Below are 20159 nucleotides of genomic sequence, written 5' to 3'. Positions count from 1 at the left end.
CCGGACCTCAGCGCGGCCGCCCCTTGCCCACCAGCGAGGGGCTTCTTGTTGGCACTGTTCGGTGCCGCCGCAGAACTACGCAGACGACATCACGTGAGGGCACGATGACCAACGAACAGAAGACCGCTTCGGACACCCCGAAGTTCCGCTACACCGCCGAACTGGCTGGCCGCATCGAGCAGGCCTGGCAGGACAAATGGGAGCAGGAAGGCACTTTCAACGCCCCCAACCCCAGCGGTCCGTGGGCCGACCCCGACGCGCTGGGCAAGGACAAGTACTTCCTGCAGGACATGTTCCCCTACCCCTCCGGCGCCGGCCTGCACGTCGGGCACCCGCTGGGGTTCATCGCCACCGACGTCTTCGCGCGCTACCAGCGGATGACCGGCAAGAACGTGCTCTACACGATGGGTTTCGATGCCTTCGGTCTGCCGGCCGAGCAGTACGCGGTGCAGACCGGGCAGCACCCGCGCAAGACCACCGAGGACAACATCGTCACCTACCGGCGGCAGCTGCGCCGCCTGGGTTTGTCGCATGACCTGCGGCGTTCGTTCGCCACGATCGACCCGGAGTACTACAAGTGGACGCAGTGGATCTTCCTGAAGATCTACAACGCCTGGTACGACGAGCAGGCGGGTAAGGCGCGTCCGATCGAGGAGCTGGTCGCCGGCTACGAGTCGGGCCAGATCGCCACCCCGGACGGCCGTGCGTGGGCCGACCTGGATGCCGTCGAGCGCACCGCCGCCGTGGACGCGCGCCGCCTGGCGTACAAGAAGGAAGTGCCCGTCAACTGGGCACCCGGCCTGGGCACCGTCGTCGCCAACGAAGAGGTCACCAACGAGGGCCTGACCGAGCGCGGCGACATGCCCGTCTTCCGCCGCAACCTGTCGCAGTGGATGATGCGCATCACCGCCTACGCCGACCGGCTGATCGACGACCTCGACCGCATGGAATGGCCCGAGTCGATCAAGGCGATGCAGCGCAACTGGATTGGTCGCTCCCAGGGTGCGGCGCTGAGCTTCCAGGTCGATGGTTCGGATGCTTCCATCGAGGTCTTCACCACCCGTCCCGACACCGTCTTCGGTGCGACCTTCATGGTGCTGGCTCCCGAGCACCCGCTGGTCGAGCAGATCGTGCCGGCGCAGTGGCCGGAGGGCACCAAGGACGTCTGGACCGGCGGCGCTGCCGACCCGCGTGCAGCCGTCGCCGACTACCGACTGGCTGCCTCGCGCAAGAGTGACGTCGAACGTCAGGCTGACGAGAAGACCAAGACGGGTGTCTTCACCGGCGCTTATGCGACGAACCCGTTGACCGGCAACGCGATTCCGGTTTTCATCGCCGATTACGTGCTGATGGGTTATGGCACCGGAGCGATCATGGCCGTGCCCGGACAGGACGACCGCGACTGGGCTTACGCCACCGCCTTCGAGCTTCCCATCGTCCGCACCGTGCAGCCCGCCAACGGCCACCCGGACGACCAGCCCTTCCTGGGCGACGGCCCCGCCATCAACTCCGCCAACGGGCGAATCTCGTTGGACGGCATGGGTGTTGCCGATGCCAAGGCAAAGATCATCGAGTTCGTCGAGGCAGAAGGTTTCGGCCATGGCACCATCAACTACAAGCTGCGCGACTGGCTGTTCAGTCGCCAGCGGTACTGGGGTGAGCCCTTCCCGATCGTCTACGACCAGGACGGCGTGGCACACCCGCTGCCCGACTCGATGCTGCCGGTCGAACTGCCCGAGGTGGCCGACTACTCGCCCAAGACCTACGCACCCGACGACAAGGACTCCATGCCGGAGTCGCCGTTGTCGCGCGCGCAGGAGTGGGTGAGCGTCGAACTCGACCTGGGAGACGGCCCCAAGACCTACCGCCGCGAGACCGACACCATGCCCAACTGGGCCGGATCCTGTTGGTACGAGATGCGTTACACCGACCCCGACAACCACGACCGCTTCGTCGACCGCGAGTGCGAGGAGTACTGGATGGGCCCCGGCCGGGGCGCGGGCAAGGGTGTCGCGAACGACCCGGGCGGTGTCGACCTGTACGTCGGCGGCGTGGAGCACGCGGTGCTGCACCTGCTGTACGCACGCTTCTGGCACAAGGTGTTGTTCGACCTGGGCGAGATCAGCTCGCAGGAGCCTTTCCGCCGGTTGTTCAACCAGGGATACGTCCAGGCGTTCGCATTCCGTGACCACCGCGGTCAGCCGGTGCCAGCCGCCGAGGTGGAGGAGCACCCCAGCGCCTCCGGTGGTGAGTCGACCTGGACGTGGCAGGGCCAGCCGGTCACTCGTGAGTACGGGAAGATGGGCAAGTCGCTGAAGAACGTCGTCACTCCTGACGAGATGTGCCAGCAGTACGGCGCCGACACCTTCCGGGTCTACGAGATGTCGATGGGTCCGCTGGATCAGTCGCGCCCGTGGGAGACCCGCGCCGTCGTGGGCTCGCAGCGTTTCCTGCAGCGGCTGTGGCGCAACGTCGTCGACGAGGAGACCGGTGAGTCGGTGGTCAGCGACGACCCCGCGGACGAGGCCACGCTGCGCCTGCTGCACAAGACGATCGAGGCTGTGCGTGGCGACTTCGAGACGCTGGGCTACAACACCACGATCGCTCGGTTGATCGAGCTGAACAACGCCCTCACCCGCCTGGACGCCTCACCACGATCGGTCGTCGAGCCGTTGGTGCAGATGGTGGCGCCGCTGGCCCCGCACATCGCTGAGGAACTCTGGCAGCGCCTGGGCCATGACACCTCGATCACCTTCGAACCCTTCCCGCAGGCCGACCCCGCCCTGCTGGTCGACGACACCGTGACCTGCGTGGTGCAGGTGCTGGGCAAGGTGCGCGACCGCCTGGAGGTGGCCGCCGACATCAGCGACGCCGACTTGGAGGCCGCCGCGCTGGCCAGCGATCGCGTGCAGAGCACGATCGGTGACAAGTCGGTGCGCAAGGTGATCGTGCGGGCACCGAAGCTGGTCAACATCGTGGTCGGCTGAGCGGCGATGACGGTAGCGGTGGTCACGGACTCCTCGGCATATCTGCCGAGGGAGATCGCGGCCCGTGCGCGCGTCTTCGTGGTGCCGCTGCACGTCGCCCTCGACGGCGTCTCCCACGACGAGGGAGTCGACATCTCGCCCGGCGACGTCGCCGACGCACTGCGCGCGCATCGCGCCGTCGTCACCTCCCGCCCGTCGCCGGGAGCATTCTTGGAGGTCTACGAGGAGCTGTTGGCGCGCGGTGTCGACCGCATCGTCTCGGTGCACCTTTCCGGCCACATGTCGGGCACGGTGTCGTCGGCCGAGATCGCCGCCGCGGAATGTGCCGCCGACATCCGGGTGGTCGACAGTGGTGTCATCGGGATGGCCATGGGCTTTCCGGTGCTCGCCGCGGCCCAGGCCGCAGCTGACGGAGCAGATCTGGACGTGGTGACGCGGGTTGTGCAGCAGCAGGCCGGCGCCGCGCGTGCGTTCTTCTACGTCGACACCCTCGAACACCTGCGCCGTGGCGGACGGGTCGGTCGGGCGTCCTCGCTCGTGGGCTCGGCATTGTCGATCAAGCCGCTGTTGACGCTGACCGACGGGCACATCGAGGCCTTGGAGAAGGTGCGGACGACCTCGCGCGCCCTGGCCCGCATGCTGGCGCTGAGCGTCGATGCAGCCGACGCGATGGACACCGAGCAGGGCATTGACCTGGCCGTGCAGCACCTGGATGCCCGTGAGCGTGCCGAGCAGCTCGCCGAGCAGCTGGCCGAAACGGTGCCGGGTGTGCGCCGGGTGCTCGTGGACGAGCTCGGCGCCGCGGTCGGGGCACATGTCGGGCCCGGCACGGTGTCGGTGGCGATCGTTCCTCGGCCCGAAAGCGGCCTGTCGGACGTCTTGGACTAGAGGCGTTCTCCACAGCGGAGCGGTGCTGCGGCGGCTGTCCACAGGGCTCGCTCGGACGCCAGCGCGTCCCCTGACCTCGTGCCTACCGTGGCGCGCATGCCAGCCCGTCACAACCAGCCACCGGATCGACTCGCCGCGATCCTCGCCGAACTCGACGAGGGGAGACGTACCCCGTGGGTGCCGGCCGAGGACGAGATCATCGACCGCCGCCCGCTGTGGCCGCGGCGCAGGGGGCGCGCCGAGCAGACGTCGACACAGACACAGGATCTGGAGGCACTGCCTTTCGCCAGCGATCCTGTTGATCGCGACGAGCCGGAGCCGACCTCACGCGCCGATCGCCGGGCCCGCGGTCTGCCCGGGCGCGACATCCAGCCACATACGCCGCTGTTCCGATCTCCGCTGCCCGACACCGAGATCGAATCGCATCCCGGCCGGTCGGCCCTCACCGGAGCGCTGGTGGTGCTGGTCGTGGTCGCGGCGGTCTTCGGATTTCGCGTGTGGTCGGCTCGCAGCAGCTCCGAACCCGTGCCATTGGCCGGCGCCGCGAGCGCTGCCTCCACCTCGTCGGCGGTGAGTCGTTCGACTCCTGCTAGGTCACCCATGTCGGCGGCCGGCACCAACCGGGGACAAGCGAGCGCCGGAGCGCCGCCGAGCGCGTCGAGCTTCCTGGTGCACGTCGTCGGTCAGGTGCACCGTCCCGGAGTGGTGCGTCTGCCGGCCGGGTCGCGCGTGGACGATGCGCTGCGAGCAGCGGGCGGCGCCACGCGGTCCGCCGATCTGGCCCTTGTCAATCTGGCGCGTCCGGTGTCCGATGGTGAACAGATCCACGTGCCCAAACCGGGGGAGATGCCTGCGCCGCCACCCGCAGCTCCGCCGGCCGCCGGCTCGGGTGGAGTCAAGGAATCCGGCAGCGCAGCGAGTGGGCCGGTCAACCTCAACACCGCCTCCGAGTCCGACCTCGATTCACTGCCCGGAGTAGGGCCGGTGTTGGCCGCCCGGATCGTCCAGTGGCGCACCACCAACGGGCGGTTCAGCTCCGTCGACGATCTCGGTGAGGTCAGCGGCATCGGCGACAAACTGTTGGCACAACTACGTCCGCTCGTCGCGGTCTGATCAGTGAGCGCCGCGAGTGAGCGCTCCGTGCTCGACCTGCGGCTCCTGCTCCCGGCTCTGCTCGCCTGGGCGGTCTGCGCGGCGCTGTTGTCGGCACCGACCGGTCTAGTGCTCGCTGTCGGAGTCGGCACGCTCGCCGCCGCTGTCGTGAGTGCGAGCAGGCGATCCTGGGCGTGGGTGCTTTGTTGTGTCGCCATGACCGTTCTGCTGGTCGGTCTCCTCGGGCATCGCAGCGTCGCGGACTCCGGGCTGGTGCCCTCACTCGCCCAGCGGTCGGCGACGGTGCGGGTGGAGGCAAAGGTGATCTCCGACCCGGTGCGACTGCCGCCGAAGGCAACTGCGGAGCCGATGTGGCGAGTACGGCTGCAGATCACCCGCATCTCCGGGCGCGGTGAGGTGTCCAGCGCCCGCACCCCGGTGCTGGCGTTCGGAGGCGAGGCGCTGAGCACCCTGCGCTGGCACGAACGAGTGCGGGCCGTCGGCAGGCTCCAGCCACCACGAGACGGTGCGGACGTCCGGGCCACCTTGCGGATCAGCGGTCCGGTCGAGGTGACCTCGCGTGCCGGACCGATCGAACAAGCGGTGGAACACCTGCGCGGCGGCCTCCGGTCCAGCACCGCCGGCCTACCGCAAGACCCGGCCGGACTCGTCCCCGCCTTGGTCATCGGCGACACCAGCCGGCTGCCGGAGCAGTTGAACGAGGACATGCGCGCGACCGGGATGACTCACCTCAACGCAGTCAGCGGCTCGAACGTGACCGTCGTGCTGTTGTGCGTGCAGTGGCTGGCCGGGCTGATCCGCGTTCCACGACGGTGGCGCATGCCGTTCGCGTTCGTCGGGCTCGGGCTGTTCGTCATGCTCTGTCGCCCCGAGCCCAGCGTCGTCCGTGCCTCCGCGATGGGGGTGGTCGGTCTGTTGGCGTTTCGCACCGGAAGCCGGCCGGCCGGTGCACCGGCGCTGGCCGCCGCGATCCTGGTGCTGTTGATCATCGACCCCGGCCTGTCGAGGTCGTTCGGATTCATCCTCTCAAGCCTTGCGACCTTGGGTCTGCTGCTGTTCGCTCGGCGGTGGGCAGACGTCATGGCGGCCCGCCTTCCACGACGGTGCAAGCCGCTGGCTGAGGCGACGGCGGTGCCTCTGGCCGCTCAGGTCTTCTGCGCACCGGTCACGGTGCTCCTGCAACCCATGGTGAGTCTGGTCGGATTGCCGGCGAATGTGCTCGCCGCGCCCTTGGTGCCGATCGCGACGGTTGCGGGGGTGCTCGTCGTCGTCACCGCGCCGATCCTTGCGCCCGTGGCGATGCTGCTCGCGTGGGTGGCCGGTCTGCCCGCCTGGGGCATCGCGTTGATCGCGCACGCTGCAGCAGCAGTGCCGTTCGGGGCGCTGCCGTGGATCGGTGGATGGTGGGGCGTGGCGTTGCTGGTGGCGGTGATCTCGATCCTGCTGGTCACCGGCCCCTGGTGGTGGGCGCAAGCGCTCCGCCGACGTTGGGCCGCGGCTGCAGCTGCGCTCACGGCGCTCGCGGTCACTGCGCCGGTGCCGCCCGGGCCGGTCACCGGCGGCTGGGTGGCCGCCATGTGCGATGTCGGCCAGGGCGACGCGATGGTGCTGCGGGGGAGTGTCGGGCACACCGTGCTCATCGACACCGGACCCGACCCGGAGGCCGTCGGCACCTGCCTCGATCGCCTCGGGGTGGCGCAGCTGGACGCCGTGGTGCTGACCCACTTCCATGCCGACCACGTGGCGGGTCTGGCCGGGGCGTTGCGCGGACGAGTGGTGCGGGAGGTCTTCATCACCTCGGTCGACCAGGACGAAGGTGCATCGCGCAGCGACGAAGCAAGCGCACGCGGGCCGACCCTGGAGCTGCTGGCCCGCCGCCGCATCCCAGTGCATTCATTACGTCAGGGTGACCAGTTGTCCTGGCCCGGCCTCACGGCAGGAGTGCTGTGGCCCGCTCGAATACTCACCGAAGGATCCGTGCAGAACAACGGCAGCCTGGTGCTCGACGTCGATCTGCGCGGCCAACGGATGCTGCTCACCGGCGACATCGAACGAGAAGCTGCAGCGAACGTCCGTCGGGCCCTTGCCGGGTCGCCCGACCGGCGTCCGATCGCTTTGCTGAAGGTGGCGCACCACGGATCGTCCAATCAGGACGACGCGCTGGTGCTCGCCGCTGGCACGCAGGTCTGCCTCATCAGCGTGGGGAGGGACAACTCCTACGGGCATCCCGCTCCCAGAACTCTGCAGTTGCTGGCGCGATCAGGATGTGCGGTGTTGCGCACCGATCAGCGCGGCACGGTCGTGCTCCACTTGCGCGCTGGGGTCCTGGCGACCAGCCGGTGATGCATCGGGTCAGTGCGGTGCGCCGACGCACGATGCGTCGGATGCTGCCTCGACGAGGGCTTCGATGGTGGCTGCAACGGCCGGCACACGGGTGAGATCCGGGGTGGTGACCGCGTACACCGTGCGATGGGACGGCGGGTCGATCGGCAGCACCTTCACCCGGGCGTTCGGCGCCGAACGCAGGATGAGGTCGGGCACCAGCGAGACTCCGAGCCCCTCAGCCACGAGGCCGAGCACCGCCACGTAGTCCTCGGTCTCGAATGCGACGTCGGGGCGGAAGCCGGCCTGGTCGGCGAGGGAGAGCAGGTGCCCTCGGCAACGCGGACAGCCGGCGATCCACGGGTCGGACGACAGCTCGGCAAGGTTCACGCTGTCCTGCTTCGCCATCGGATGGTCGAGCGGGAGGGCGACGCGAACGTGGTCGAGGAGTAGCTCGCGCACCTTGAAGTCGTCGAGATTGTCAGTGCTGATCTGCAAGCCGTCGTAGGTGAAGGCCACGGCGACGTCGCACTCACCGGCGCGCAGCGCGGCCAACGACTGCGGCGGTTCGCCCTCGGCGAAGGTGACGTGCACCTGCGGGAAACGCTTCTTGACCAGTGCCAGCGCCTTCGGCACCAGAGTCGAGGACGAGGACGGGAAAGCCATGAGCCGCACCCGCCCCGCCTGCAGTCCGGCGATGGCCGCCACTTCCGACTCCGCCGCGCTGATCGCGCCGAGCACAGCACCGGCGTGGCGGGCCAACACCTCGCCGGCCTCCGTCAACCGCACATTGCGGCCCATCCGCTCGACCAACGGCGTGCCGAGACGTTCCTCCAGGCGGCGCACCATTTGCGAAATGGCCGGCTGGGAGTATCCGAGCGCCGAGGCCGCAGCGGTGAAACTGCCCTCGTCAGCAATGGCACGAATCACCCGGAGTCCGGCAGCGTCAATCATGGCCACTAGCGTACAAACGTCCGACACGCGCCATGGAAGCCCCGCGAGGAGAATCTGATGGACCCAGACCGCACCTATCTTGCGGAGCGTTTGCGCGACGGTGAGGTCTTGGCTCTGACCGGTGCAGGCCTGTCGACTGCGTCCGGACTGCCCGACTATCGCGGCCCCGATGGTCAGCGTCGCGTCGAACCGATGACGATCGCCCAGTTCCGCACCGGCGCCGACGCCCGCAGGCGGTACTGGTCGCGTTCGTACGTCGGTTGGGAACGGTTTCGGCAAGCGGCGCCCAATGGTGCTCATCGCCACATGGCGGCACTGGAGCAGGCGGGGCTCATCACCGCGACTATCACCCAGAACGTCGACGGCCTTGCGCAGGAAGCCGGTTCGACCAATGTGATCGAGCTGCACGGAAACCTTGGTCGGGCGATCTGCCTGAACTGCGGCCGCACGGTCGACAGGCAATGGATGCAGGAAGAGTTCAGCGCTCTCAACCCTGCGTTCGCGGCGGACGCCGAGCGTGCCCGCGAGCTGCCGCTGCGACCCGACGGCGACGTCGACATCGACGAATCGCTCATCCACGACATCGCGCTGGTCGACTGTCCCTCCTGCGGCAGCGATCTGCTCAAACCCGATGTGGTGATGTTCGGTGAGTCCGTGCCCAAGGAGACCGTCGAGTACTGCTTCGCACTCGTGGAGCGTGCCCGCACCCTCCTGGTGGTGGGCTCCTCGCTCGGCGTCATGTCGGGTTACCGCTTCGCCCGGCGGGCCGCTGCGCACGACATCCCGGTGGTGTTGGTCAACACCGGATGGTCTCGAGCCGAAGAGCTGGCCGATCGTCATCTGCACCGGCCGTTGCAGGAAGTGCTCGCCGAAGCGGTCGCGGACGTCGGCATCACCGATCGGGGCTGAGATGCCGAACGGCCCGCCTTCTCCTGGAGAAGACGGGCCGCGATGCAGCAACGACGATCAGACGCGACGCAGGACAGCAGTCACCTTGCCGAGGATGACCGCGTGGTCGCCGTCGATGGGGTCGTAGGCGGGGTTGTGCGGCATCAGCCAGACCTTGCCGTCCTTGCGCTTGAAGGTCTTGACGGTTGCCTCGTTGTCGAGCATGGCGGCCACGATGTCGCCGTTGTCGGCGGTGGGTTGCTGACGGACGACCACCCAGTCGCCTTCGCAGATGGCTGCATCGATCATCGAGTCGCCCACGACCTTGAGCAGGAACAGATCTCCCTCACCCACGATCTGCTTGGGCAGCGGGAAGATGTCCTCGACCACTTCCTCGGCCAGGATCGGGCCACCGGCTGCGATGCGGCCGACCACCGGCACGTAGGAAGCTGCCGGACGCTGGTCGCCCACGGCGGTCTCGTCAACGACGGACTCGCTGGCCGCAGTGACGCTGGAGCCACCGCGGACTCCGCGCTTGTCCTTGTCGCGGTCGGGGGAGATCACCTCGATCGCACGCGGACGGTTGGGGTCGCGTCGCAGGTAGCCCTTGCGCTCGAGCATCGACAACTGGTGCGCCACAGAGCTGGGACTGGTGAGCCCGACCGCTTCACCGATCTCGCGCAGGCTCGGCGGGTATCCGCGCCGGTCGACGGAGTTGCGGATGACCTCCAACACCTTGCGCTGCCGGGTGGTGAGCGCTCGGCCGCCGTCGTCGTCGGGCAGGTGGTGGATCTTGGCCATGTCTGCGTCCTTCGTCATGCCGTCGTGGTGGTGATGGCGGGAAATGCATGCACTACGAGCGCGCCGCTCCTCAAGAAAGCGGCGCTGAAACCCGCTCCACGTCTGGGCTGACCGGGTGTGTCCGAGCTCGACCCAGAGTTGCCACAAGGGCCGTTGTCGGTGGTCGATGCCAGGCTGCGGAGCATGAGTCGAGGCTATGTGGTTCGCACACAGTTATCAAACATGTGTACGAGGCGTGTCTCGCATTCTTCGAACAGTCGTGCTATACATCGTACAGACGTTCTATCGCACACCTGTGCGATTCGAGCACATGAGCGGCGCGCAGACGCGCCGGAGACGGAGGACATCATGAGTGCAGTCGCTCACTGGGCCGAGCCGATCGCGAGCCCTGCTCGTCGCGACGGCCGGCACCTGTCCCTGGTGACCGAGCGGGCCCTGCCGGCCGACATCGCCGGCGATGCCGGCCTGCACCTGACCGTCCGGGGGCGCCGCGTGCTGGCGGCGCTGGTGCTGGCGCTGGTGTGCGCCGGTGGTTGGGGTGCGGCCCAGGCCGTCGCGGGCGGCCCGGCTGCGATCGATTCGGTCACCGTGCAGTCCGGGCAGACCCTGTCGCAGATCGCGCACGAGGCCTACCCGAGCCTGCCGGTCGCCGAGGCCGTGGTGCGGGTGCAGTTGGCGAACAATATGAACTCCCTGCATGTGCACCCTGGCCAGGAGTTGTCGATTCCGCGCTGAGCCGCCCTCGATCCCGTTCGTTCGGACGCCTCCCGTTGGGGGCGTCCGAACTGCGTTGTGAGCGACCTCTTCGGCCACCTGCCATCGGTCGTCGCGATGGTTCGGGGCGTGACCTGCGCATTCGCACCCAGCGGCAAAGGGATCGACACGACTCTTGCATCTTGGGGTCGAAGAGGAATAGCATCCCTACATCTAGTAGTTACACCGATGTAAGTCGTCCACAGGCGATCCCCAGGGTCTCCACGATTTCTACACCGGTTCTCCACAGATTGATCCCCAAGATCGGTTCGGCTGCTGATGAGCAGCTCGGGCATTCCCATGCCTCGAACCGCCTCGATGTGCGTCCGGAGGTGACCCATGCACTGCCCGTTCTGCCGGCATGACGATTCGCGGGTCGTCGACAGTCGCAGCAGCGACGACGGCACCACCATCAAGCGGCGGCGCGCGTGTCCCTCGTGCGGCAAGCGCTTCTCCACTGTGGAGACCGCGAGCCTCACCGTGGTGAAGCGTTCCGGTGCCAGCGAGCCCTTCTCGCGGCAGAAGGTGCTCGTCGGAGTCCGCAAGGCATGCCAGGGCCGCCCGGTCACCGAAGACCAGCTCGCCCTGTTGGCGCAGCAGGTGGAAGAAGGCATCCGCTCGCACGGCGTGGCAGAGATCGACGCGCACGACGTGGGCCTGGAGATCCTCGGGCCGTTGCGCGACCTGGACGAGGTGGCCTACCTGCGCTTCGCCTCGGTCTACCAGGCCTTCGACAATCTCGACGACTTCGACGCAGCGATCCAACTGCTGCGGGCCGAGCGCGCGGTCGCTGCGGCCGACAGCGACGCGAGCGAGGTTGTCGGTGGTGACGGCGAGACTGGTTCACCAGGGGTCCGCACCCGCCGAGTCACCAAGACCTGAGCCTCGGCTCACCTGCTCAAGCACCACAGCACAACCAGTCAGCCAGACCAGTTCAGCCCAGCAACGACCAGTTCAAGACAGTAGTCACGAAGGAGCATCATGACGGAGACGACCAACGCGCGTGCTAAGACGCGTCGAGGCGGTAAGGGCGTGAAGGTGGAGCGCATCTTCACCACGCCCGGAGTGCACCCGTACGACGAGGTCAAGTGGGAACGCCGCGACGTCGTCCAGCAGAACTGGAAGACCGGCGAGACCATCTTCGAGCAGCGGGGTGTCGAGTTCCCCGACTTCTGGTCGCTGAACGCTTCCACCATCGTCACCACGAAGTACTTCCGTGGTGCGCTGGGCACCGACGCCCGCGAAGTGAGCCTCAAGCAGCTCATCGACCGCGTCGTGCTCACCTACGTCAAGGCCGGCAAGGAGTTCGGCTACTTCGCCTCCGAGGACGACGCCACCCTCTTCGAGCACGAGTTGACCTGGTCGCTGCTGCACCAGGTGTTCAGCTTCAACTCCCCGGTGTGGTTCAACGTCGGCACCCCGAGCCCGCAGCAGGTCTCCGCCTGCTTCATCCTCGCCGTCGACGACTCGATGGACTCCATCCTCAACTGGTACAAGGAAGAGGGCTTCATCTTCAAGGGCGGCTCCGGTGCCGGCCTCAACCTCTCCCGTATCCGTTCCTCCAAGGAATTGCTCTCCAGCGGCGGCACGGCCAGCGGCCCGGTCAGCTTCATGCGCGGCGCCGATGCCTCCGCAGGCACCATCAAGTCCGGTGGCGCCACGCGTCGCGCGGCCAAGATGGTCGTCCTCGACGTCGACCACCCCGACATCGAGGAGTTCATCGAGACCAAGGCGCGTGAGGAAGACAAGATCCGCGCCCTGCGCGACGCCGGTTTCGACATGGACCTCGGCGGCAAGGACATCACCTCCGTCCAGTACCAGAACGCCAACAACTCGGTGCGCGTCAGCGACGAGTTCATGCGTGCGGTCGAGGACGGCAAGCCCTTCGGGCTGCGTGCCCGTGGCACCGGCGAGGTCATCGAGACCGTCGACGCCCGTGAGCTGTTCAACAAGCTCAACAAGGCTGCCTGGGAGTGCGCCGACCCGGGTCTGCAGTACGACGACACGATCAACGCTTGGCACACCAACCCCGAGACCGGCCGCATCACCGCGTCCAACCCGTGCTCGGAGTACATGTCGCTCGACAACTCCTCGTGCAACCTCGCCAGCCTCAACCTGCTGAAGTTCCTCAAGGACGACGACACCTTCGACACCGCCACCTTCCAGAAGGTGGTGGAGATGGTCATCACCGCGATGGACATCTCGATCTGCTTCGCCGACTTCCCCACCGAGGCGATCGGCAAGACCACTGTCGACTACCGCCAGCTCGGCATCGGTTACGCCAACCTCGGCGCATTGCTGATGGCCACCGGTCACGGCTACGAGTCCGAAGGCGGACGCAGCCTCGCCGCGGCGATCACCTCGCTGCTCACCGGCGCTGCCTACAAGCGCTCGGCAGAGATCGCCGGTGTGGTCGGCCCGTACGCCGGCTATGCCCGCAATTCCGACGCGCACAAGAAGGTCATGCGCAAGCACCAGGCCGCCAACGACCAGGTGCGCACCCTCGACGCGATGGACTCCGACATCCACCGCTACGCCACCAAGGCGTGGGCCGAGGTCGTCGAGCTCGGTGAGAAGAACGGCTACCGCAACGCGCAGGCCTCGGTGCTCGCACCCACCGGCACCATCGGCTTCATGATGGACTGCGACACCACCGGTATCGAGCCCGACTTCTCGCTGGTGAAGTTCAAGAAGCTCGTCGGCGGCGGCTCCATGCAGATCGTCAACCAGACGATTCCGCGGGCGCTGAAGAAGCTGGGCTACCAGACCGAGCAGATCGAGGCGATCGTCGAGCACATCGCCGAGAACGGTCACGTCATCGACGCACCGGGCCTGAAGCGTGAGCACTACGAGGTGTTCGACTGCGCGATGGGTGAGCGTGCGATCAGCCCGATGGGCCACGTTCGCATGATGGCTGCCTGCCAGCCGTTCCTGTCGGGCGCGATCTCCAAGACGGTCAACCTGCCCGAGACCGCGACGGTCGACGAGATCGCCGAGGTGCACCTGCAGGGCTGGAAGCTGGGCCTGAAGGCCATCGCGATCTACCGCGACAACTGCAAGGTCGGTCAGCCGCTCTCGGACGCCAAGGCCAAGGAGAAGCCAGTTGCGGCAGAGGAGAAGGTCGAGACGGAGAAGGTCATCGAGTACCGCCCCGTCCGTCGCCGTCTGCCCAAGCGTCGCACCAGCCAGACCACCTCGTTCGCCATCGGCGGGGGAGAGGGTTACCTGACGGCCAGTCAGTACGACGACGGTGAACTCGGTGAGATCTTCCTGAAGTTCGGCAAGCAGGGCTCCACCCTTGCCGGCGTCATGGATGCCTTCTCGATCGCGGTCTCGGTCGGCCTGCAGTACGGCGTGCCGCTCGACACCTACGTGGAGAAGTTCACCAACCTGCGCTTCGAGCCGGCCGGCCTCACCGATGACCCGGACGTCCGCATGGCGCAGTCGATCATGGACTACGTCTTCCGCCGGTTGGCGCTGGACTACATGGACTTCGAGACCCGTTCGTTCATGGGCATCCACAGCGCAGACGAGCGTGCTCGTCAGCTCGAGACCGGTTCGTACGCACCGAACTCCGACGAAGACCTCGAGGAAGAACTCGAGACCCTCTCGCAGTCGGCCGCGACCAAGGAACCGACCAAGGAGCCGGCCAAGCCTGCGCTGCAGGTGATCTCGGGTGCCGGTGCCGCCGATGCTCGTGAGGTCTCCCCGGAGGTGCACTCCTCGGCCGAGCTGATGGAGAAGTTCCAGGGCAAGGCTGCCGACGCGCCGATGTGCATGACCTGCGGCACCAAGATGCGCCCGGCCGGTAGCTGCTACGTCTGCGAAGGCTGCGGAAGCACCTCCGGCTGCAGCTGATCGTCACCGCGCTGGATCCTGATCCAACGCATGAAGAACCGCCGGCCCGCGAAAGCGGCCGGCGGTTCTTCGTGTCATCGCCGGGTCAGAGCTGGAAGCCGTACGTGCGGTTCAGCGATGGCTCTGCGCGTACCGATCCAGTTGTGCCGCAGCGGTACTGGCGAACCCGCGCACCCCGGCCTCGCTGCCGCCGGTGGTCAACACCACGAGCACCTGATCGGACTGATCGCCGGGGGTGTACCACGCGCCGTTCTGCGCCGCTCCGATCGAACCGCTCTTGAACCACACGGTCTTCCAATCGGATGGCTTCCGGAACGGATCCGAAGGCACCTGCATGAAGGTGGCCGCTTGTCCGGATCGCTGCCCGAGCGTCTTCATCCGGGAAGCGATCGCGACCCACGCCCGTGCAACGTCGACCGTGGTCGCCCAGTAGCCGATACCCACCGCGAGATGTGCAGCACCCAACTGTTCGTCGCCGGCCGCACCGTGGGCAGGTTCCACCAACCGGGCCCGGGTCGCCGTGTCGGCAGTCGCCCAGTCCGCCCGAGCATCGGCAGCACGCCGGCTACCCGAATACACCAGCCAGAGGTCTTCACGGATCGTGAGGAAGGGCTTGAGCAGTTCGGGTCGGGAGTGACCGCTCGCCTGCACGGCCTTCGCGAGTGCGTCCTGCCCGAGTGTGCGGATGAGCAGGCTGGTCGCTGTGTTGTCGGAGATCTGGAACATCATCCGTGCTGCCTCCCGCACGGTGATGCGGGTACCGACACCTCGGCCGCCCAGGGCGCCGCTGCCGGCCGCGATATCGGCGCGCTGCACGGTGAGAGTGCGGTCCCACGTGAGCGCTCCCGATCCGATGGCGTCCAGCACCGCCACCATGACGTAGAGCTTGATGACGGACGCGATCGGCTGAGCGTCCTGCGGGCCCGAGCGATGCACGATCTGCAAATGCCCGGACGGCGTGACGACCCCGGCCATCAATGCCACCTTGCTCGCGACGTTGCGGGCGGCGGCGTCGACACCGCTCCAGTCGGCCGCGCGTACTCCGGGGGCAGTCGTCACGGCGGGTGCACGGGTGGAGGCAGCCGGCGACGACGTAGTGACGGATGAACTGGACGCGCTGTACGACGCCGGTAGGTCGTCGCCGTGGCCGGTTGAGCAGCCAGCGAGCAGGGCAGGCGCCACCATCGCGGCGACCAGGCGTCGTCTGGGCAGTTTCGTCCGCACTCCGCGAACGTTATAGAGGCGGGCAGGGGAAGCGAACGAGTGCACCTCGCCCGGAGCCCACATAATCGCTACTGATGAGTAGCATCGGAGTCGTGAGCACTGTGAAGCAGCAACGGGCTGCAGCCGCTGGACAGGACGCTCGCGGCGTCGTGGCCGGTCTGCGTGATGCGCACGGCGCCGCGGCGACCAAGCTGTTCAGCAAGGCGCGCGGGCAGTTCGGGCCCGCCGTGACCCCGGTGGAGCTGGCCCACAAGACCTTCGCGTTCGGGCTCTACAACAGCCTCGGCATCACGCTCAACGCCCTCGGCATGGTGGCCGAACCCCTCGCCGAAGAAGTGGCCAAACACGCACCGACCCGCACCGTGGCTCGGCGGGCGAATTCGGTGGCGGCCTTCCTCCAAGGATTCACCGGCGACCGGCTCGCCTCCACCGACCTGCCGCTGGCCTATCCGATGACGCTGCGCCGGTCGGGATACGACGTTCCGATCACCAAGGCGGGGCTCGCCAACGCCTACCCGGACGCCAGCTCCAACCTCGTCGTATTCGTGCACGGCTTCGTCGGCACCGAGCAGATGTGGAAGCGGCGGGCAACCCGTGACGACGAAGGTCGTCGCGTTTCCTACGGCCGGCGGATGGAATCCCTGGGCGACTGGTCGGCGGTGTGGGTGCGCTACAACACCGGCCAGCGGGTGTCGACCAACGGGCGCGATCTGGGCAGGTTGCTGGCCCGGGTCGTGGCCCGCTGGCCCGTCCCGCTCGACCGGGTAGTGCTCATCGGTCACTCGATGGGCGGACTGGTGATCCACAGCGCGTTGCTCCAAGCCGCTCCGACGGCTCCGTGGGCCGGCCTGGTGACCGACACGATCAGCCTCGGGACGCCCTACCACGGCGCGCTGCTGGAGAAAAGCACGAACGCCGTCGCGCACCAGTTGGGGCAGTACCCCGTGAGCCGGTGGGCCGCCGGGCTGATCCAGTTCCGCAGTGAAGGGATCAAGGATCTGCGCCACGGCAACCTCATGGAATCGGACTGGAAAGGTTTCGACCCCGACGACCCCGAGGACCACCGCGCTCGCGACCGTCGGCATCACCTGCCGGTGCGGCACCTCGCCGTCGTCGGCTCGGTCACTCCGAACCCGCACGCGTGGTGGGGACGCCCGCTGGGAGATCTGGTGGTTTCGCGTTCGTCCGCCGCCGGGTTGCGTGGCTCCGGCTGGGACACCGAGTTCGTCGGCGGCGTCAACCACATGGATCTGCTCAACCACCCGAAGGTCTACAACCTCATCGCGCAGCGGCTCGGAGTGGACGCGCTGCCGCTGCGGCACCCGAGAGGTTAACCTCCTGCCATGGCCGCCGCAGCATTCTTCGATCTTGACCGCACCCTTGTCCGCAAGGCCTCGGGCCCGGCCCTCTCGCGCGCGATGCGCGAGAGCGGCGTCGTCAGCAACAAGCTGCCGGGTGAGTCGCTGCTCTACTGGTGGATGAACGCTTTCGGCGAGACACTCGGATCGATCGCCCTCGCGCGTCAGGCGGTGCTCGTGGCGGCCGGCAAGCCGGACGGCGCCTTCGACGACGCAGCCCGTGCCGCGGCGGACGTCCTGGTCGACCAAGTGGGTCCGTTCGCGCGCATCCTCATCGATCAGCACCACGCGGCGGGCCGCAAGGTCGTCATGGCGACCACGACGCCCTACCACTTGGTGAAGCCCCTGGCCGACGCACTCGGGTTCGACGACGTCATCGCCACGCGCTACGCCGTGGGCGACAACGGCAAGTACAACGGGCGCCACGACGGACGCTTCGTGTGGTCATGGGGCAAGCTCGGCGCCGTCAAGGACTGGGCCCGCGAGCACGACATCGACCTCAAGGAATCGTTCGCCTACTCAGACTCGGTGTTCGACATCCCGTTGCTGTCGGCGGTCGGCAACCCGGGAGCGGTCAACCCCGACCCGCGGCTGCTCATGGTGGCGATCGCCAAGCGCTGGCCGATCCTGTCGTTCGACGCACCCCCTGGCACCCTCACCTTCCCGGTGGTCGACATCGAGGCCCGCCGACTGGCCCTCATGCTGACCCGCCCCGAAACCTTCCCCTACGTCCGCTTCGAGATCAACGGCCTGGACAACATCCCCGCCGACGGCCCGGTCATCCTCGCCGGCAACCACCGCAGCTACTTCGACATGGCCACCATGGCCGTCGTCGTCGGCCGCACCGGTCGCGGCGCGAGCTTCCTGGCCAAGCGCGAGATCTTCGACGTCCCCGTGCTCGGCGGGGTCATGCGCCTGCTCGGCGGGGTGCGGGTCGACCGCGACCACAGGGACCCCAACGCTGCCGACCCGCTGGAGGAAGCAGCGGTGGCGCTCGCCGGAGGCGACCTGGTCGGTGTGATGCCGCAGGGCACCATCCCGCGCGGTCTCGACTTCTTCTCCGATCAGTTGGAGGGCTACCCGGGCACCGCACGCCTGGCCGCCATGACCAAAGCCCCGGTCATCCCGTTCGCGTTGAGCGGCACCGAGGTGGTGTGGCCACGGGCGGCCTCGATGCCCAACGTCCTCAGCTTCCTCAACCCGCCGAAGATCGTGGTCAACATCGGCACCCCGGTGGAGCTGAAGTACCGCTCGGAGAAGGCCGACACCAGGCGCATCATGGACGCGATCTCGGCGCAGCTGCCCAAGGATGCCAAGAACCTGAAGCCCACGAGCATCGACGAGGTGGCCTCGACCTACCCCGGCGGCAAGATCCCGCAGGCCGACCTGCCGGCCATCGAGCAGGCGATCGCCGACAACACCGCCAAGGGACGTCGCAAGCGCTCGACCTGAGCCCTTGAACGGGTCGAGGGGCACGTAGTTAACGACGGGTAACCGGAGCGTGAACAGCAGGTTTGCGTGATCGGCGCGCGGTCGCCAGACTCGTCCCATGATCCCCGAGGTGATCGTGCTGGCGCTGGTCGTCATCACCGCACTGGCCTTCGATTTCACCAACGGTTTCCACGACACCGGTAACGCGATGGCTACCTCCATCGCCACCGGCGCATTGCGGCCCAAGACCGCCGTGACGATCTCCGCAATCCTCAACCTCGTCGGGGCCTTCCTGTCGGTGGAAGTCGCGGTGACGGTCACCAAGGACATCCTGCGACTACAGGCCAAGGACGGCTCGCTCCTCGAAGGCATCAGTCCATCGCTGGCCATGACCATCGTGTTCGCCGGCCTCATCGGCGGCATCCTGTGGAACCTCTTCACCTGGTTGCTGGGCCTGCCCTCAAGCTCCTCGCATGCACTGTTCGGCGGGCTCATCGGAGCAGGCTTGGCCGGCATCGGCATCTCCGGTGTCAAGTGGGAGGGTGTCTCGGCCAAGATCCTCCTCCCGGCGATCATGTCGCCGCTCATCGCCGGATCCGTCGCAGCCCTCGGCACCGCCCTGGTCTACTTCCTGTCGCGGTCGGTGCGTAGCCAGGCCAAGCAGGACAGCGCCTTCCGCTGGGGGCAAGTGGGAACTGCATCGTTGGTGTCGCTGGCCCACGGCACCGGCGACGCGCAGAAGACGATGGGTGTGATCGCGCTGGCCCTCATCGTGCACGGCGACCTCACCGTCGCCTCCATCGACCAGAACGGCCTGCCGATCTGGATCATCGTCACCTGCGCGGTGGCCATTGCCCTCGGCACCTACCTCGGCGGCTGGCGCATCATCCGGACGCTCGGCAAGGGTCTGGTCGACATGGCCCCGGCCCAAGGCATGTCCGCCCAGGCGTCGTCCGCGGCGATCATCCTCACCTCCAGCCACTTCGGCATGGCGCTGTCGACCACACACGTCGCGACCGGCTCGATCCTCGGATCAGGCGTCGGACGTCCCGGCGCCCAGGTGCGGTGGGGTGTGGCTGCGCGGATGGTGGTCGCCTGGTTGATCACGCTGCCCTGCGCCGGGGCCGTCGGTGCACTCTGTCTGTTCGTGTCGCGGATGATCGGTGGATTGGCCGGCGACCTGGTCATCTTCGCCGCGCTGGTCGGACTCTCGGCCCACATGTACGTCCGCAGCCGTCGCCAGGCCGTCACTGCGCACAACGTCAACCACGACTGGGAGCCGGAGAAGGTCGAGGCCGAAGCCGAAATGCGTGTGGGAAGTGGTGCGGCATGAGTATTCTGGAGTCGCTGGCCAAGGTCGTGTTGGCCGGACTGGTCTTCGGTGTCGGCCTGCCGGTCATCTATGTGATGTCGCTGCGCATGTGGGACATCTCCGACCGCCTCGACGGTGTCGTCGAGCGGCGCGGCGCTCAGGCTGCCGCGTGGGCCGGTTTTGCGGCGGTGGGTCTCATGGTGCTCGTCGCGATTGCGTGGATCACCCGCAAATCGCTGGGGCACTACCTCGGTATCGAGGTCTTCTGAC

General features: G+C 67.5%; 15 protein-coding genes. 12 read left to right on the top strand and 3 right to left on the bottom strand.

All coding sequences use genetic code 11. The features are described from left to right. Positions 1 to 104: 104 nt before the first annotated feature. From leuS to J5M86_RS09390, 4 genes are all read left to right on the top strand, one after another. Positions 105 to 2987, top strand: a complete 2883-nt coding sequence (gene leuS, locus J5M86_RS09405; protein WP_188060585.1) for a leucine--tRNA ligase — start codon at positions 105 to 107, stop codon at positions 2985 to 2987. 6 nt (positions 2988 to 2993) lie between these two features. Continuing rightward, positions 2994 to 3875, top strand: a complete 882-nt coding sequence (locus tag J5M86_RS09400) for a DegV family protein (RefSeq protein WP_188060586.1) — start codon at positions 2994 to 2996, stop codon at positions 3873 to 3875. Between the two features lie 96 nt (positions 3876 to 3971). Next, complete coding sequence (locus tag J5M86_RS15465; RefSeq protein ID WP_244328301.1) at positions 3972 to 4988, top strand: helix-hairpin-helix domain-containing protein; 1017 nt, start codon at positions 3972 to 3974, stop codon at positions 4986 to 4988. A gap of 3 nt (positions 4989 to 4991) precedes the next feature. After that, positions 4992 to 7331, top strand: coding sequence for a DNA internalization-related competence protein ComEC/Rec2 (locus J5M86_RS09390; protein ID WP_188060587.1), 2340 nt, complete (start codon positions 4992 to 4994; stop codon positions 7329 to 7331). Between the two features lie 9 nt (positions 7332 to 7340). Here J5M86_RS09390 and J5M86_RS09385 read toward each other — a convergent pair whose 3' ends face one another. Further along, positions 7341 to 8264, bottom strand: a complete 924-nt coding sequence (locus tag J5M86_RS09385) for a LysR family transcriptional regulator (protein WP_188060588.1) — start codon at positions 8262 to 8264, stop codon at positions 7341 to 7343. A 57-nt stretch (positions 8265 to 8321) separates the two neighbouring features. On the opposite strand from J5M86_RS09385, the gene J5M86_RS09380 reads away from it, so the two are divergent. Then, the gene (locus J5M86_RS09380; RefSeq protein WP_188060589.1) at positions 8322 to 9173 is read left to right on the top strand and encodes a Sir2 family NAD-dependent protein deacetylase; all 852 of its coding nucleotides are present in this window, start codon (positions 8322 to 8324) and stop codon (positions 9171 to 9173) included. 57 nt (positions 9174 to 9230) lie between these two features. Here J5M86_RS09380 and lexA read toward each other — a convergent pair whose 3' ends face one another. Further along, entirely contained in the window at positions 9231 to 9971 is a 741-nt protein-coding gene (lexA, locus tag J5M86_RS09375; RefSeq protein ID WP_244328300.1) for a transcriptional repressor LexA, read from the bottom strand. A 330-nt stretch (positions 9972 to 10301) separates the two neighbouring features. Here lexA and J5M86_RS09370 point away from each other — a divergent pair, with 330 nt between their 5' ends. The 3 genes from J5M86_RS09370 (at position 10302) to J5M86_RS09360 (ending at position 14564) form a co-directional block, all read left to right on the top strand. Continuing rightward, positions 10302 to 10688, top strand: a complete 387-nt coding sequence (locus J5M86_RS09370; protein WP_188060590.1) for a LysM peptidoglycan-binding domain-containing protein — start codon at positions 10302 to 10304, stop codon at positions 10686 to 10688. A gap of 357 nt (positions 10689 to 11045) precedes the next feature. Further along, entirely contained in the window at positions 11046 to 11588 is a 543-nt protein-coding gene (nrdR, locus tag J5M86_RS09365; protein WP_188060591.1) for a transcriptional regulator NrdR, read from the top strand. Positions 11589 to 11687: 99 nt separating this feature from the next. Continuing rightward, the gene (locus J5M86_RS09360; protein ID WP_188060592.1) at positions 11688 to 14564 is read left to right on the top strand and encodes a vitamin B12-dependent ribonucleotide reductase; all 2877 of its coding nucleotides are present in this window, start codon (positions 11688 to 11690) and stop codon (positions 14562 to 14564) included. Between the two features lie 111 nt (positions 14565 to 14675). On the opposite strand, the gene J5M86_RS09355 is transcribed toward J5M86_RS09360, so the two are convergent. Then, complete coding sequence (locus J5M86_RS09355) at positions 14676 to 15788, bottom strand: serine hydrolase (protein WP_188060593.1); 1113 nt, start codon at positions 15786 to 15788, stop codon at positions 14676 to 14678. 92 nt (positions 15789 to 15880) lie between these two features. Between J5M86_RS09355 and J5M86_RS09350 the strand changes: the two genes are divergently transcribed. From J5M86_RS09350 to J5M86_RS09335, 4 genes are all read left to right on the top strand, one after another. After that, the gene (locus J5M86_RS09350) at positions 15881 to 17122 is read left to right on the top strand and encodes an alpha/beta hydrolase (RefSeq protein ID WP_188060594.1); all 1242 of its coding nucleotides are present in this window, start codon (positions 15881 to 15883) and stop codon (positions 17120 to 17122) included. 9 nt (positions 17123 to 17131) lie between these two features. Beyond that, positions 17132 to 18598, top strand: a complete 1467-nt coding sequence (locus tag J5M86_RS09345) for an HAD-IB family hydrolase (RefSeq protein ID WP_188060595.1) — start codon at positions 17132 to 17134, stop codon at positions 18596 to 18598. A gap of 97 nt (positions 18599 to 18695) precedes the next feature. Further along, entirely contained in the window at positions 18696 to 19910 is a 1215-nt protein-coding gene (locus tag J5M86_RS09340) for an inorganic phosphate transporter (protein WP_188060596.1), read from the top strand. Beyond that, a complete protein-coding gene (locus J5M86_RS09335) occupies positions 19907 to 20158 on the top strand; it encodes a hypothetical protein (RefSeq protein WP_188060597.1) in 252 nt (83 codons plus the stop codon). Before J5M86_RS09340 ends, J5M86_RS09335 begins: the two co-directional genes overlap by 4 nt. Position 20159: the final 1 nt, after the last annotated feature.

The organism is Yimella sp. cx-51, assembly GCF_017654605.1.
Lineage (GTDB): Bacteria > Actinomycetota > Actinomycetes > Actinomycetales > Dermatophilaceae > Yimella.
The sequence above is the reverse complement of the archived record's forward strand: the minus strand, read 5'-3'. Positions and strand labels throughout refer to the sequence as shown.